This window comes from Pannonibacter phragmitetus DSM 14782, assembly GCF_000382365.1.
Classification (GTDB): domain Bacteria; phylum Pseudomonadota; class Alphaproteobacteria; order Rhizobiales; family Stappiaceae; genus Pannonibacter; species Pannonibacter phragmitetus.
In genome coordinates, this window is the sequence record NZ_KB908222.1 from 90,625 (window position 1) to 104,145 (window position 13,521).

Annotated in this window: 10 protein-coding genes; 2 read left to right on the top strand and 8 right to left on the bottom strand. The window is 61.0% G+C overall.

Annotated features, from left to right (window positions below; all coding sequences use genetic code 11):
* Positions 1–31: 31 nt before the first annotated feature.
* The 3 genes from H163_RS0113170 to H163_RS0113180 form a co-directional block, all read right to left on the bottom strand.
* On the bottom strand, positions 32–1,039 hold the full coding sequence (locus H163_RS0113170; RefSeq protein WP_026355813.1) for an ABC transporter permease subunit: 1,008 nt from the start codon (positions 1,037–1,039) through the stop codon (positions 32–34).
* 115 nt (positions 1,040–1,154) lie between these two features.
* Positions 1,155–2,759 carry an ABC transporter substrate-binding protein gene (locus H163_RS0113175; RefSeq protein WP_019965062.1) on the bottom strand — a complete coding sequence of 535 codons (1,605 nt, stop codon included), beginning with the start codon at positions 2,757–2,759 and terminating at the stop codon, positions 1,155–1,157.
* A 434-nt stretch (positions 2,760–3,193) separates the two neighbouring features.
* On the bottom strand, positions 3,194–5,368 hold the full coding sequence (locus tag H163_RS0113180; protein ID WP_208975397.1) for a mechanosensitive ion channel domain-containing protein: 2,175 nt from the start codon (positions 5,366–5,368) through the stop codon (positions 3,194–3,196).
* A gap of 517 nt (positions 5,369–5,885) precedes the next feature.
* Here H163_RS0113180 and H163_RS0113185 point away from each other — a divergent pair.
* Positions 5,886–6,974, top strand: a complete 1,089-nt coding sequence (locus H163_RS0113185) for a DUF2336 domain-containing protein (protein ID WP_081626021.1) — start codon at positions 5,886–5,888, stop codon at positions 6,972–6,974.
* Between the two features lie 84 nt (positions 6,975–7,058).
* On the opposite strand, the gene fliJ is transcribed toward H163_RS0113185, so the two are convergent.
* Positions 7,059–7,466, bottom strand: coding sequence for a flagellar export protein FliJ (gene fliJ / locus H163_RS0113190; protein WP_019965066.1), 408 nt, complete (start codon positions 7,464–7,466; stop codon positions 7,059–7,061).
* 29 nt (positions 7,467–7,495) lie between these two features.
* A complete protein-coding gene (gene fliI / locus H163_RS0113195) occupies positions 7,496–8,821 on the bottom strand; it encodes a flagellar protein export ATPase FliI (RefSeq protein ID WP_026355814.1) in 1,326 nt (441 codons plus the stop codon).
* Positions 8,822–9,193: 372 nt separating this feature from the next.
* Between fliI and ctrA the strand changes: the two genes are divergently transcribed.
* Positions 9,194–9,886 carry a response regulator transcription factor CtrA gene (gene ctrA, locus H163_RS0113200; RefSeq protein ID WP_019965068.1) on the top strand — a complete coding sequence of 231 codons (693 nt, stop codon included), beginning with the start codon at positions 9,194–9,196 and terminating at the stop codon, positions 9,884–9,886.
* A 274-nt stretch (positions 9,887–10,160) separates the two neighbouring features.
* Here ctrA and H163_RS0113205 read toward each other — a convergent pair whose 3' ends face one another.
* From H163_RS0113205 to H163_RS0113220, 3 genes are all read right to left on the bottom strand, one after another.
* A complete protein-coding gene (locus tag H163_RS0113205) occupies positions 10,161–11,150 on the bottom strand; it encodes an MBL fold metallo-hydrolase (RefSeq protein WP_019965069.1) in 990 nt (329 codons plus the stop codon).
* 287 nt (positions 11,151–11,437) lie between these two features.
* Entirely contained in the window at positions 11,438–12,313 is an 876-nt protein-coding gene (locus H163_RS0113215) for a CheR family methyltransferase (RefSeq protein WP_019965070.1), read from the bottom strand.
* Positions 12,310–13,506, bottom strand: coding sequence for a protein-glutamate methylesterase/protein-glutamine glutaminase (locus H163_RS0113220; RefSeq protein ID WP_019965071.1), 1,197 nt, complete (start codon positions 13,504–13,506; stop codon positions 12,310–12,312). Before H163_RS0113220 ends, H163_RS0113215 begins: the two co-directional genes overlap by 4 nt.
* Positions 13,507–13,521: the final 15 nt, after the last annotated feature.

Sequence of the window (13,521 nt, forward strand, 5' to 3'; positions counted from 1 at the left end):
TGAAGTTTTTGTCATGGTCTCTCCTCCGCGCTCAGTTGTGCCGGATACGCGGGTTGATGAGCCCGTAAAGCACGTCAACGATCAGGTTCACCAGCATGATAACGCCGGAAACCAGCAGCAAACCGCCTTGCACAGCGAAGTAATCTCTTCGAAGGACGCTATCGAGGAGCCACTTGCCGATGCCCGGCCAGGAAAAGATCGTCTCCGTCAGGATTGCGCCTGCCAGCAGGACACCGACCTGCAGGCCAATGGTGGTGATGACGGGGATGAGCGCATTGCGCAGTGCATGCAGGCCAATCACCCGCAGCGGCGGCAGCCCCTTGGCCCGGGCCGTGCGCACATAATCCTCACCCATGACTTCCAGCATGGCGGAACGGGTCTGCCGGGCAATAACGGCGAGCGGAATGGTCGCCAGCACAATCGAGGGAAGAATCAGATGGCGGACGGCAGACAGGAACGCGCCCTTCTGTCCGGAGAGCAGGCTGTCGATCAGCATGAAGCCGGTCACCTGCGGGAAGAAATACATCAGCGAGATGCGGCCCGAAACCGGCGTCCATTGCAGCGTCACCGAAAACAGGATGATGAGCAGCAGCCCCCACCAGAAGATCGGCATGGAATAGCCGACGAGCGCAGTGCCCATGATGGTCTGATCAGCCACCGTGCCGCGCTTGACTGCCGCGAAGATGCCAAGCGGAATGCCCAGCAGCACGGCGATGAGAATGGCGCAGAAGGCGAGTTCCACCGTCGCGGGGAAGAGCTGGAGAAACTCGGCCAGGACCGGCTTCTTCGTGGCGAAGGAGACACCAAGATCACCATGGGCGATCTTGACGAGGAAGTCGAGATATTGCTCCCACAGCGGCTTGTCGAAGCCCAGCTGCTGGAAAATCAGCGCCTTGCGCTCGGGATCAATGCCGCGCTCGCCCGCCAGCAGCTCGACCGGGTCACCCGGGAGCAGGCGGATGAAGCTGAAGGAGATCAGCGTCACGCCGAGAAAGGTCGGAATGAGCAGGCCGAGACGGCTCAGGAGAAATCGTATCATGGTCCGGTTCCGGATGAGGGGCAGCGGCACGCGTGGCTGAGCCAGCGCGCCGCCACCCGGGAACAGCAAAGGGCAGCGGCGCCAGATGGCTCCGCTGCCCCGCGAGTGTCACTGATTATTCAGCGATATCGACGCCTTCGAAGGAGTGCTTGCCGAGCGGGTTCATGACGTAGCCGGAGACCTTCTTCGACATCGGCATGAACACCATCGAGTGAGCGATGGTTGCCCAGGGAGCCTGCTCCTTGAAGACGACCTGTGCCTCTTCATAGAGCTTGGTGCGCTCTTCCTTGGTGGAGACCGTCTTTGCCTTCTGGATGAGGGCATCGAAGTCCTTGTTGCACCACTGGGCGCGGTTTGCACCGCCGACAGCGTCACAACCCAGCAGAACGGCCAGGAAGTTGTCCGGGTCGCCGTTGTCGCCGGTCCAGCCGAGGAGCACGGCACCATCGCGCTGCACGTCGCTCGAGCGCTTCAGGTATTCGGCCCATTCGTAGGAGACGATCTCGACCTTGACGCCGATCTTGTCGAAGTCAGCCTGGATCAGCTCGGCCATGCGGCGGGCATTCGGATTGTAGGGACGCTGCACCGGCATCGCCCAGATCTTCATGCTCAGATCCTTGACGCCAGCAGCTTCAAGCATCTTCTTGGCCGCTTCCGGATCATACGGATCGTCCTGGATGGACGTGTTGTAGGACCACATGGTCGGCGGGATCGGGTTGGTGGCCTTCTGGCCGGAGCCCTGGAACACACCGTAGATGATGGCGTCCTTGTTGATCGCCATGTTGAGTGCCTTGCGCACTTCCGGCTTGTCGAACGGCGCCACCTGGGTGTTGTAGGCCAGGTAACCGATATTCAGGCCTTCCTGCTCCATCATCTGCAGGTTGGAGTCAGCCTTGATGGCCTCGATGTCGGCCGGAGCCGGATAAGGCATCACGTGGCATTCGCCGGCCTTCAGCTTCTGCAGGCGCACGGCCGCATCCGTGGTGATGGCGAAGACGAGGTTGTCGATCTTCTGCTTGCCATCCCAGTAGTCGGCGAAAGCCTGATAGCGGATGACCGCGTCCTTCTGGTAGGCAACGAAGGCGAACGGACCGGTGCCGATCGGCTGCTGGTTCAGCTGATCCTTGGTGCCGGCCTTGTCGAGAGTGTCGGCATATTCGGCGGACAGGATCGAAGCGAAGTCCATGGCCAGGTTCGCCAGCATCGGCGCTTCCGGACGGCTCAGGACGAACTTGACGGTGTGATCGTCGACCTTGACGATTTCCTTCACCAGCTCCGGCATGGACATGCCGTCATAATATTCCCAGGAAGCGCCAGCGGTGTACTGGTTCCAGGGGTTGTCCTTCTGGCCCTGACGGTTGAAGGAGAACAGGACGTCGTCAGCGTTGAACTCACGCGTCGGGGTGAAATAGTCGGTGGTGTGGAACTTCACACCCTTGCGCAGGTTGAAGGTGTACTCCAGCCCGTCATCGGAAACGGACCAGCTTTCAGCCAGAGCCGGAACGACTTCCGTGGTGCCCGGCTTGAACTGGACGAGGCCGTTGTAGACGGTCTGGGAAGACGCATCAAACGTGGTGCCGGACGTGTAGAGTGCCGGATCGAAGCCTTCCGGAGAGCCCTCGGAGCAATAGACCAGTGTCTTTGCCTGCGCGCCGGTTGCAGCAACGCCAAGGAGGGTTGCACCCAGAAGCGCAGCCTTGAGGGTTTTACGCATCATCATCAAACTGTTCTCCCCTTTGATGAAAGGGCCGTGACCCCGCCGTTAGGTTTGGCGGGCTGGAACACGGCCTTGAGCGAAATAAGGCCGCTTTTTCGCCTGAAATCAACCGCCAAATTATTTCTTGTTCACCGCGAATTTGGAAGGATTTTTCCAAATCCAGACGCCGAACCAAAAGACAAAGCTAAACTGCGACCGATATATGAAAAACAGTCCCGGCATCTTTTCTGATCCGGAGGCGAGGCAAGAGTCAAAAAAGAAAAAAAACGAACACACGCAGGCATCACACCACACGAATAAGTCGTACTATTCGTTAGTCTGAAAGACTGCGGTATGCTGCTTGCGGAAGACTTTGACCGTTTGTACAAAAATTTTATGGCCAGCAGATTTTGCACCCGGCACTGCTCGGCAGGCCGGGGCAAACTTGTGCGAAGGCGTTACGTCGCAGACGCAGATCCCGCCCCGCTGCCCTTGGACTGATCCTCTTGCGTCAGCATCGGCGGGCGCCCGTCCGCCACGTGATAGGTGACCTGCGGGAAGGGAATCTCGATGCCGAACTCGTCGAAGGCGATCTTCAGCTGCTCGTTATAGGCACGGCCTGTAGCCCACTGAGCGCCCGGGAAGGTTTTGATGCGGGCGCGCAATGTGATGGCAGAATCGCCAAAGGCGATAACGCCCTGCATATCGAGATCGCCGATGATGCTGCCGCCGGCCGGCAGTCCCTTCAGCCGGTCGAAGGCTGTTTTCATGGCCGCCTTCGCCGTGGCGATGTCCGTGTTGTAGGCAACGCCGATCTCCGCCACGTGGAAGGAGAAGTCGCGCATGAAGTTGGACACCATGTCGACCGACGAGAACGGGATGATATGCGTGGTGCCATTCACATCGCGCATGCGCACGGAGCGCACGGTCAGCCGCTCGACAGTGCCGGTTATGCCGGCCACCGTCACCACATCTCCCTCGTTGATGGCATTCTCGATCTGGATGAAGGCTCCGGTGATGATATCCTTCACCAGCGTCTGCGCACCGAAGGAGAAGGCAAGGCCGAGAACACCGGCACCGGCGATGAGCGGACCGATGTCGACCCCCAGTTCAGACAGGGCCAGAAGGGCCGCCATCACGATCACCACGACGGTGAAGGCGTTGCGGAACAGCTGGAAGAGCGTCCGCTCCCGCGCTGAAATAATGGAGTCGGCCCGGCCCTTGAGGCGCAGGTCCGTCCAGGACATGACCGCCAGCCAGATCCCGAAGCAGATGAGCACAATCACCAGGGCCGAGATGAGCCTGCCCATAAGCCCGCCGCCCGAGCCCTCGAACAGCCAGCCGGTCACATCCAGAATGGACCAGACCTGCAGCAGGATGGCTCCCGCCAGAAAGCCGACCAGAACCCGCAGCACCTGCAGCACATGCGGAACAAACCGGTTCACACGCCCTTCCAGCTCCGGCAGCGTCTCCTTCAGGTCCTGTGGCAGGCGGATGCCGCCAGAAATGGCCCTTGTCATCATCAGGGACAGGAGCATGGCCCCAAGCACCGTCAGCATGGTCAGGCCCGTGCCGGTCATCACCACACGGGTTGCCTCGAACGGCCGGGTAATCCAGATGCCGAAGACCACGAGGATGTAAAGCAGGGCCAGCGGCGCCCACATCCGGGAAAGAGCCAGCAATGCATGCCGCCCGATTTCCCCCTCCAGCGAATGGGCATAGGAAATCATCGAGTTCTTGACATCAGTGCGGTTGATCAGGACGATAATGGACGCAATCGCCGTCGCCAGCAGCACGACCAGTACCCGCAAGGCATTGCCGACCGCGATCGAAATCGTCAGGTTCGCCACAGGAACCGCCAGCATCACGCCATACCCAAGGAATGACACGACAAATCCAAGCCGCCGCGACCAGTAGCGGGCATGGGCATTCGACATGGGCAGCAGGCGCAATTTTTCCCGTGCGGGCGAAAAAGTGATCCGCACGGCAAGGCGGGCAAGGCCGGTCAGCACAAAGGCATTGAGCGCCAGAGTCTCAAACAGGGAAAGACCGCTCTGCAGCGGCCCCAGCCGGATCAGCGCCGCCGCATAGCCGGCCACAGCGCCCAGCAGAAGCGCGATGAGATCAGCGAATGCCAGAAACACCAGCAGGCCGGCGCGCCAGAGCCAGCCGCGCTGTCCCGCCTGCTGTTCCAGCTTGTCGCCCACCGGACGGCCAATCAGGCGCAGCACCCAGTAGACGGCAAAAGCGCAGCCGAAAACGATCAGCAATTCAAGCGCGGTATGGCGGATCCGGTCCCACTTGACCGTTACTTCTCCCGTCGCGAGCAGCTGAAATCCGCGCAGCGAGATCGTCATCCGCTCGGCGACTTTTATGAAGTCGTCGATCACATATTTGGTGTAGGCGCCAACCCGCACAGCAAATGTGTCATCCTGCGGCTCGGGCTCTGCGGGAGCCGCAGCTGCACCGGCACCATTTGAAGCACCGGAGACAGCCGCGCCTGCCTGCTCCACCTGCCCCAAGCCTTCCAGAAGCCCGATCAGCGCCGCCCGGCCGGCAGGATCCTGCAGGACCTTGACCAGAGCGTCGCGGGCCTCGGCCATGGATTGCTGCTCGCCGGCTGCCGTTGTCACGGCTGCGGCCCCTGCCTGCTGCGCCGCTTGCGCGGGGGCCTGTGACACCCCATGCGATGCGGACGGCTGACTGGACTGAGCAGATGTCTGTGCTGGTGTTTGCCCAGGCCTCGCAGCCTCGGAAGCTGGCCGGGATTGCAGCACGGGCTGGTCCTGCTGAGCCGCAGGAACACTTTGTGGCGCACCATTTTGCGCAGCAGCAGGCGCAAGCGCCCCAGCGGTCAGCAGAACGGCCAACATGGGGCCGCCAAGGCGGCCAAGCGAAGCAGTGAGTCGGGCAATCGTGGATTTCATGCGCTAAGTCATAGCAAACAATACGGCAATATCCAGACTGGCTGCACAGCAGAGGCGGCTGGCGGAGCTTTTCGATGGAGACATCGGATATGGCAGTCTCCAGCTGCCCCAATTGCACCGGCCTCAAGGCCCCTAAAGGTGGTGACAATCGTTAACGAAGGTCGATAACTCTTTGCTAACAGTAAGAACACTAGATTGCAGGCTGGAAACAGACGGAAAAATCATGGCCCAAGAGCTGATCAGTCTAGCCATGAACGCCTCTCCAGATGCTCGAAGCGAGTTGATGCAGAGGCTGGCAGATATCTTCCTGCTTCGCGCAGACCAAAATTCCGTCGAGGAACTGTTGCTGTTCGATCAGGTGATCCAACGCCTGCTTGACGGCAGCCCGCTGGACGAGCGGGTGCGGCTTGCCGAAAAAATTGCATCCTTCGCAGGAACACCCAGTGGCCTTGCAGTCCGGCTGGCGCAGGATGAAATTCAGGTCGCCCGCCCGGTTCTGGAACAGTCTCCGGCCCTGGGTCCGCAGGAACTCGCGGCTCTCGCAGAGGGTCTTGGCGAAGATCACCTCGAGTGCATGACCCGCCGCGATGATCTTCCGGCCGAAGTGTCCGACACACTGGTCCGCCGGGGACAGGTGCGGGTCTGGCGCCGCCTCGCAGGGAACCGCCGCATCAGGCTCTCCGAAGGGGCACTGGCGGCACTTGCCCGCGCCGCACAGGAAGATTCTGTCCTGCGGGAAGAGATGACGCTGCGCTCCGACCTGACGCCGCGCATCTGCCGGGGCCTGATGCCATTCGTCGGAGCAGAAACGCAGGAGCGCCTCAAGGAACTGGCAGCAGGGCGGCTGACGGCCGACGACCTGGAGGGCATCGCCCGCCGGCGCAAGATTCGCCGCAAGCTGGGCACGCTTCTGGACACGTCCAACACCAGCCGGCTCTGGCGGGCCATCACCCTGGGCTCCGCCTTGCTGGACGATGTCATCCTGCTCATGCTTGAAGACGACCGGCTGACCAATGCTGCCGATCTCCTGGCCCTTGCCTGCAACACTCACAAGGCGCATGTACGCTCCGCCGTGTTCAGCATCGAGGGGGACAGGCTGCTCCACTTCGCCCGCCTCGCAGGTCTCTCGGTCTCCAGCTTTGCTCAGCTGGTCCGGGCACGCAGCAAGCACATGCATATCCAGCCCGAGCATGCCGAGGCCCTTATCCAGCGCTTTGGAAGCGAAGCCGAGAGCGAACTGGAACGCAAGAGGGCGCGCAGCGACTTTGCAGCACACCGTCAGCGCCGGCCCGTGCCCGCCTCTCCATCCTGATTCGAGAAATTCTGAAACCTGGCCCTGAAACGGCACGAGGCCCGCGCATCCACGCGAGCCCCGTGTCCGTTCTGAAAATTCCGATCAGCGGGCGCGTACGCGTCCTGCAACTTCATCCAGCTGATCCTGCTCTGCCTGCTCCTGCGCTTCCCGTTCCCGCTGATGATCGCGCTCTTCGAGCTGTTCGAATTTCTTCAGCTCTTCGATTGCTTCGCTCAGCTCGTCGCGGGCCTTTTCCAGCTGGTCATCCAGCTCGTGCGCGGAGTTGCGCAGATTGTCACGCCGCGTTGCCGCGGCCTTTGCAAAGGTCGGATAAGCAAAATGCGTGACGTCGGTGATGCCGACACGCTCCTGCTCGGTCCGGATCTGATCGTCGAGTTCATCCGCCATGCGGTGGAATTCGGCGATCATCGATTCAATCTGGGTTACTTGGCGGCGCTTCTCGTCCACCTGGAACCGCTTCAGACGAATGAGGCTTTCTCGGGACTTCATTACTCGGTACTCCCCTTACAAGGCGCACTCTAACCCGGAGTCATTTCCAAAAGGTTGGCGAGCTGCATGTAGCCATCATCCAGCGGTGTCGCCTCGCCCTTGCCCTGCGTCAGAAATGTCTCAAGTGCATCATGACGCGAAATCGCTTCGTCCACCAAGGGGTCCGACCCGCGCCGGTAGGCGCCAAGGCGAATGAGTTCCTCCATGTCCGCAAAGGTTGCCATCAGGGCCTTTGCCTTGCGCAGCACCGGCAGATAGTCCTGCGGAACACAGCGCGGCATGGTTCGCGAAACCGACTTTAGCACATTGATCGCCGGGTACCGCCCTCTTTCGGCAATCGAGCGTTCCATCACCACGTGACCATCCAGAATGCCGCGCACCGCATCCGCAACGGGCTCATTGTGATTGTCACCTTCCACCAGCACGGTGAACAGGCCGGTGATCGAACCGCTGCCGGCCTTGCCGGGCCCGGCACGCTCCAGGAGGCGCGGCAATTCGGTAAAGACGGTCGGTGTGTAGCCCTTGGATGTCGGCGGCTCGCCGATGGACAGGCCGATCTCGCGCTGTGCCATGGCAAAGCGGGTGATCGAGTCCATCATGCAGAGCACCTTCTTGCCCTCGTCACGGAAATATTCCGCGACCGTCATCGCCAGATAGGCTGCCTGGCGGCGCATCAGCACGCTTTCATCCGATGTCGCCACAACGACGACCGAACGGGCAAGCCCCTCCTCGCCCAGGTCATCCTCGATGAATTCCTGCACCTCGCGCCCGCGCTCGCCAATGAGGCCGATCACCGACACATCGCAATCCGTATTGCGCGCCAGCATCGACATGAGCACCGACTTGCCCACGCCGGACCCAGCGAAGATGCCGATACGCTGGCCTTCGCAGCAGGTGACAAAGGTATTGAGCGCCCTCACCCCCAGATCCAGCGGCGGGCCAACGCGGGCCCGGTCGGCGGCCGGGGGTGGCGCCGTGCGCAGGCGTTTCGCTGCCTCGCCGCCGGCCAGAGGCCCCTTGCCATCGATCGGCTCGCCCATGGCGTTGATGACACGGCCGAGCCAGCTGGCCGCCGGATGGACGACGCTGTCGCGGGAGGCAACAAGAGCACGGCATCCCATGCGCACCCCCTCAAGACCGGAAAACGGCATGCACAGCGCATGACCGGACCGGAAGCCCACCACCTCGGCAAAGACTGGAGGAATGCCCTCGCCAATATCGATGGCGAGCCGGGCGCCAACGCTCATCTCGTGAATAGGGCCAGCAATTTCGACAAGGAGACCCTGCACCGCCACAACCCGGCCCCATATCTGAGCGGGCATCAACGATTCAATCTCGGCAAAAAGTGCCTTCACACCAAACTTCCTCCCGATCCGTGGCCCGCTGGTAACCGAACGTTTACATCTCTGCTTAATGTTAATGAACGAAGCGTTGAGAGGCGAGAGCCGTTTCAGGGCGCGATGGTAAGGTCAAAAGAGTCTGACTGGAATCAGCTAGCCTGATTTCCTGATGTGAAACGTTAACGCATTTGAAAGCCCCGATTGCCTGGGCTCTCGCTTGCAGGCGCGTTTTTTCACAGTTTCAGACTAATGGTGCTTGCTGCGGGGAATCAGAATTTGTTAACCATAATTCACGAAGTGAGTCGGGGTTGACATCAGTCCTACGTAGCGCACGCACCGGCTGAACTGTTGCGATTTGCCCAGAACAGGCAGCACAAGGGGATTGATATGCGTGTATTGTTGATTGAGGACGATAGCGCCACTGCGCAGAGCATCGAATTGATGCTGAAGTCCGAGAATTTCAACGTCTACACGACAGATCTTGGCGAGGAAGGCATCGACCTCGGCAAGCTGTACGACTATGACATCATTATGCTGGATCTTAACCTGCCCGACATGTCAGGTTACGAAGTCCTGCGGACGCTGCGCGTTTCCAAGGTCAAGACGCCGATCCTGATCCTCTCCGGCCTCGCCGGCATTGAGGACAAGGTGCGCGGCCTCGGCTTCGGCGCGGACGACTACATGACCAAGCCGTTCCACAAGGACGAGCTGGTTGCCCGTATCCACGCCATCGTCCGCCGCTCGAAGGGTCACGCACAGTCCGTGATCGTCACCGGCGACCTGCGCGTCAACCTCGACACCAAGACGGTGGAAGTCGCTGGCCAGCGCGTCCACCTGACCGGCAAGGAGTACCAGATGCTGGAACTCCTGTCCCTGCGCAAGGGCACGACCCTGACCAAGGAAATGTTCCTGAACCACCTCTATGGTGGCATGGACGAGCCGGAACTGAAGATCATCGACGTGTTCATCTGCAAGCTGCGCAAGAAGCTTGCATCGGCCACCTCGGGCAAGAACTACATCGAAACGGTCTGGGGCCGCGGCTATGTGCTGCGCGAGCCCGACATGGAAGTGGCGGCCTGATACAGCCTCCCCGCTTCATCCGCTTCAGGAGAACCTCCGGCCGCAAGGCCGGGGGTTTTTCTTTTGCAATCTGAGCCGCAAATTGCAAGAAACCCGCGTCCGGCAACCGGACGTGGGTTTGAGGTTGATGACAAAGGAGGCTTTCTTCTCTTTCGTCATGGCCGGGCTTGTCCCGGCCATCTGCAAGTTATTGATTTGTATAGATCCTCGGCACAAGGCCGAGGATGACGATGGAGAGGTTACAGGTTTGTCAGCGCTCGGAAGCCCGATACGCTTACAGGTTCAGCTGATAGGCAGCGGGCACGTACCGGAAGCCATCACCATTGGCCTCGACGAAGCCTACGGTGGGGAACGGCATGTGATAACCCGCGAAGGCCACCCGGTCAGCGGCAATCATGCCCAGCACCTTGCGGCGCGTTTCCGCTGCGGCGGCCTTGTCCATGTCAAAACGCACTTCCCAGTCAGGATGGGCCAGCGACCAGACAAAGTGATTGGTCATGTCTGCGGTCAGCACGAGGCGCCGGCCTTCCGATTCAAGATTGTAGATCATGTGGCCCGGCGTGTGCCCGGCGGCCGCCATGCCGGTGATGCCGGAAACCACGGAACCGCCGTCCCCGATGAAGGTCATCTTTTCGGCGAAAGGCTTGACGTGGGTTTCCATCAGCTTGGCCACGCCATTGCTGGCCGGATCCTGCCCGGACCAGAAATCATATTCGGCCTGGCCCGTGACGTAGACTGCATTCGGGAAAGCCGGATTGCCGCCCTCCAGCATGCCGCCAATATGATCCGGGTGCATATGGGTCAGCACCACGATATCCACCTGCTCTGGCGTATAGCCGGCGGCCTGCAGCGCAGCACGCATGTTGCCCCGGTCCGGGCGTCCGCCCTCACCGACACCCGTATCAAACAGCACCAGCTTGTCACCGGTATTCACAAGCACCGGGGTGAAGGAGTTGCGGAACTTGTCCACGGGCAGAAAATTGGCCTCGGACACCGCGTTGAACTCTTCGGCGGGCACATTCATGCCGAAGGTCTTCTGCGGCTCCTCGCTCACCGCAGCCCCATCGAGAAGGGCTGTCACCTCGAAGGCGCCAACCTTGAAGCGGGAGACGGAAAGAAGGGATTCTGTCTGCATGGGCGCTGAAGCCTGTACCTGGACAGGCGCAAGGCCGAGACCAAGGCCTGCCGCGCCTGCGGCTGTCAGGCCTGCGGCGCCTCCGGCCAGAACATGGCGGCGGCTGAGTGAAACTGGCTGATCCGTCATCCCGGTTCTCCATATGATCAGTCATTCGCGGCCTGAGGCAGAATGCCTCAGGCATCCGGAACGAAGGTGGAGCACGGCAGGTTGAGATCAAGCAGAAGCACGTGATCTGACACGATCGTGAAGACGAAAAGCAAATGGCCGCCCTGGTTGGGGCGGCCATCTGCACAAGAGATATCCGGGCAGCTTATACCAAGGCTTTCGATGCTGACGCATCACGCCTTGAAAATGCTCAAGCGCCGCACGGGCTTACCCAATGCTCGATGAGTCAAGCTCATCGAGCATTGGTATTACTTCAGGCCAAAGGCAGACGTTGCCCCAGCGGCGGCGAAGCGGGACGCGGGCTTTGCGGCTGCCTGCTTGAGCTGGTAGAGGCCACGCTGGCCGGGCACCGGCTGGAAGGCATCCGTCAGACCCACCACGGTTTCGGCTGCGCCGAGCACCAGATATCCGTCATCCGGCATCATCTTGGCGATGCGGTGCAGGATATCCACCTTGGTCTGCTGGTCGAAATAGATCAGCACGTTCCGGCAGAACACGATGTCGAACTCACCCAGGTGGCTGAAGTTCTCCAGAAGGTTGAGCTTGCGCCACTCGATCATGGCGCGCAGATCCGGGTTGATCTGCCACAGGTCACCCTGCTGCGAAAAGTACTTCAGCAGCATCTGGATCGGCAGGCCGCGCTGCACCTCGAACTGGCTGTAGATGCCGGTCTTGGCCTTCTCCAGCACTTCCGAAGACAGATCGGTGCCGAGGATGCGGAAGCGCCAGCCGGCAACCTTGGCCCCGTTCTCCTTCAGGCAGATGCCCAGAGAATAGGGCTCCTGACCGGTGGAGGCGGCAGCACACCAGATGCGCACGCTGCGGCTGCTCGCGCGGCTCTGCAACATGGCCGGCAGCATGATGTTGTTGAAATGGTCGAACGGCGTCTTGTCGCGGAAGAAGAACGACTCGTTGGTCGTCATTGCTTCCACCACCGCATTGGCCAGCATGGCGTTGCCGCCACGCTGCAGCGAGCCCACAAGCGCGGACAGGCCGTCAATGCCATTCTTGCGCGCCACCGGCACCAGACGGCTCTCGACCAGATACTGCTTGTCATCAGACAAGACCAGACCGGACCGCTCTTTCAGGAAGCGTTTGAGGAATTCATACTCGGCCGGTGTCATCGGATAGTCCCCTTCAACACGCGCACAATTTTGGGTCCAATTTCCATGAGCGGCAGAATGTCGCTGCACAGGCCTGTATTGGCGGCTGCCCCAGGCATGCCCCAGACAACGCTGGAAGCCTCGTCCTGAGTAATGATGCTGCCGCCGCCGGCTGAAATGGTCTTCACGCCATTCGCGCCGTCCGAGCCCATGCCCGTCAGGATGAGGGCCAGTGTTGCCGAGCCATAGGCCTTGGCAACACTGTCGAACATCGGATCGACGGCAGGTTTGCAGAAGTTCACTGGAGGATCATCCGTCAGCCGGATCTTGACCGCTCCGCCGTCCTTTTCCAGGATCATGTGCTTGCCGCCCGGCGCCACATAGATATGGCCCGGCTGCAACACGTCTCCCGTCTGCCCTTCCTTGGAGGGGCGCATCGCGGCCTTGCCGATGTGCTCGGCCAGGATCGCGGTGAAGGTGGGCGGCATGTGCTGCGTCACGACCACCGGAATGTCGGCAATCACCGGGCCGATGTCCCGCATGACCTGCTGCAACGCCTGCGGACCGCCAGTCGAGCTGCCGATCGCCAGAATGCGGGGCCGGGCCGAGGAATACGGCTTGGTCTGCAGGCCCTGCTTCGGCGCTTCGGCACGGGCCGCCAGTGCCGGACGGGTCGCCAGCGCCCCGACGGGAGCCTGCGAGGCCGTACGCCCTGCCGCCGTTTCCGCACGCATGACGCGGGCGCGGCTGTTGATCCGGCGGGCACGCTCTCCGAGCGCCTTGACCTTTTCCAGAAGCTCCCGGCGGAAATCGACCGAAGTGGTCAGTTCCGAAGTGCTTTCCGGTTTCGGCACATAGTCCGCAGCACCCAGCGACAGCGCCTTGAGAGAGATCTCGGCGTTGCGGCGCGTGAGCGTTGAGGCCATGACCACGATGAGATCACGCTTCTTGGCCAGCATGAGCGGCAGCGCCGTCAGACCGTCCATTTCCGGCATTTCAATATCGAGCACAACAACGTCCGGGTTGCTGCGCAGAATATCATCAACAGCCAGCTTGCCATTACGGTGGGATGCGACAACGGCAAGCGCCGGGTCAGCATCCAGCCAACGGCCGAGAAGTCCACGGATCACGACCGCATCATCAACCACCATCACGCGGATGGGGTCGGTGTTGGGAGTCGATCCCGTGGTAAGATTTGTCTGTGCAAATGCCATCCTGGCTGCCCTGTG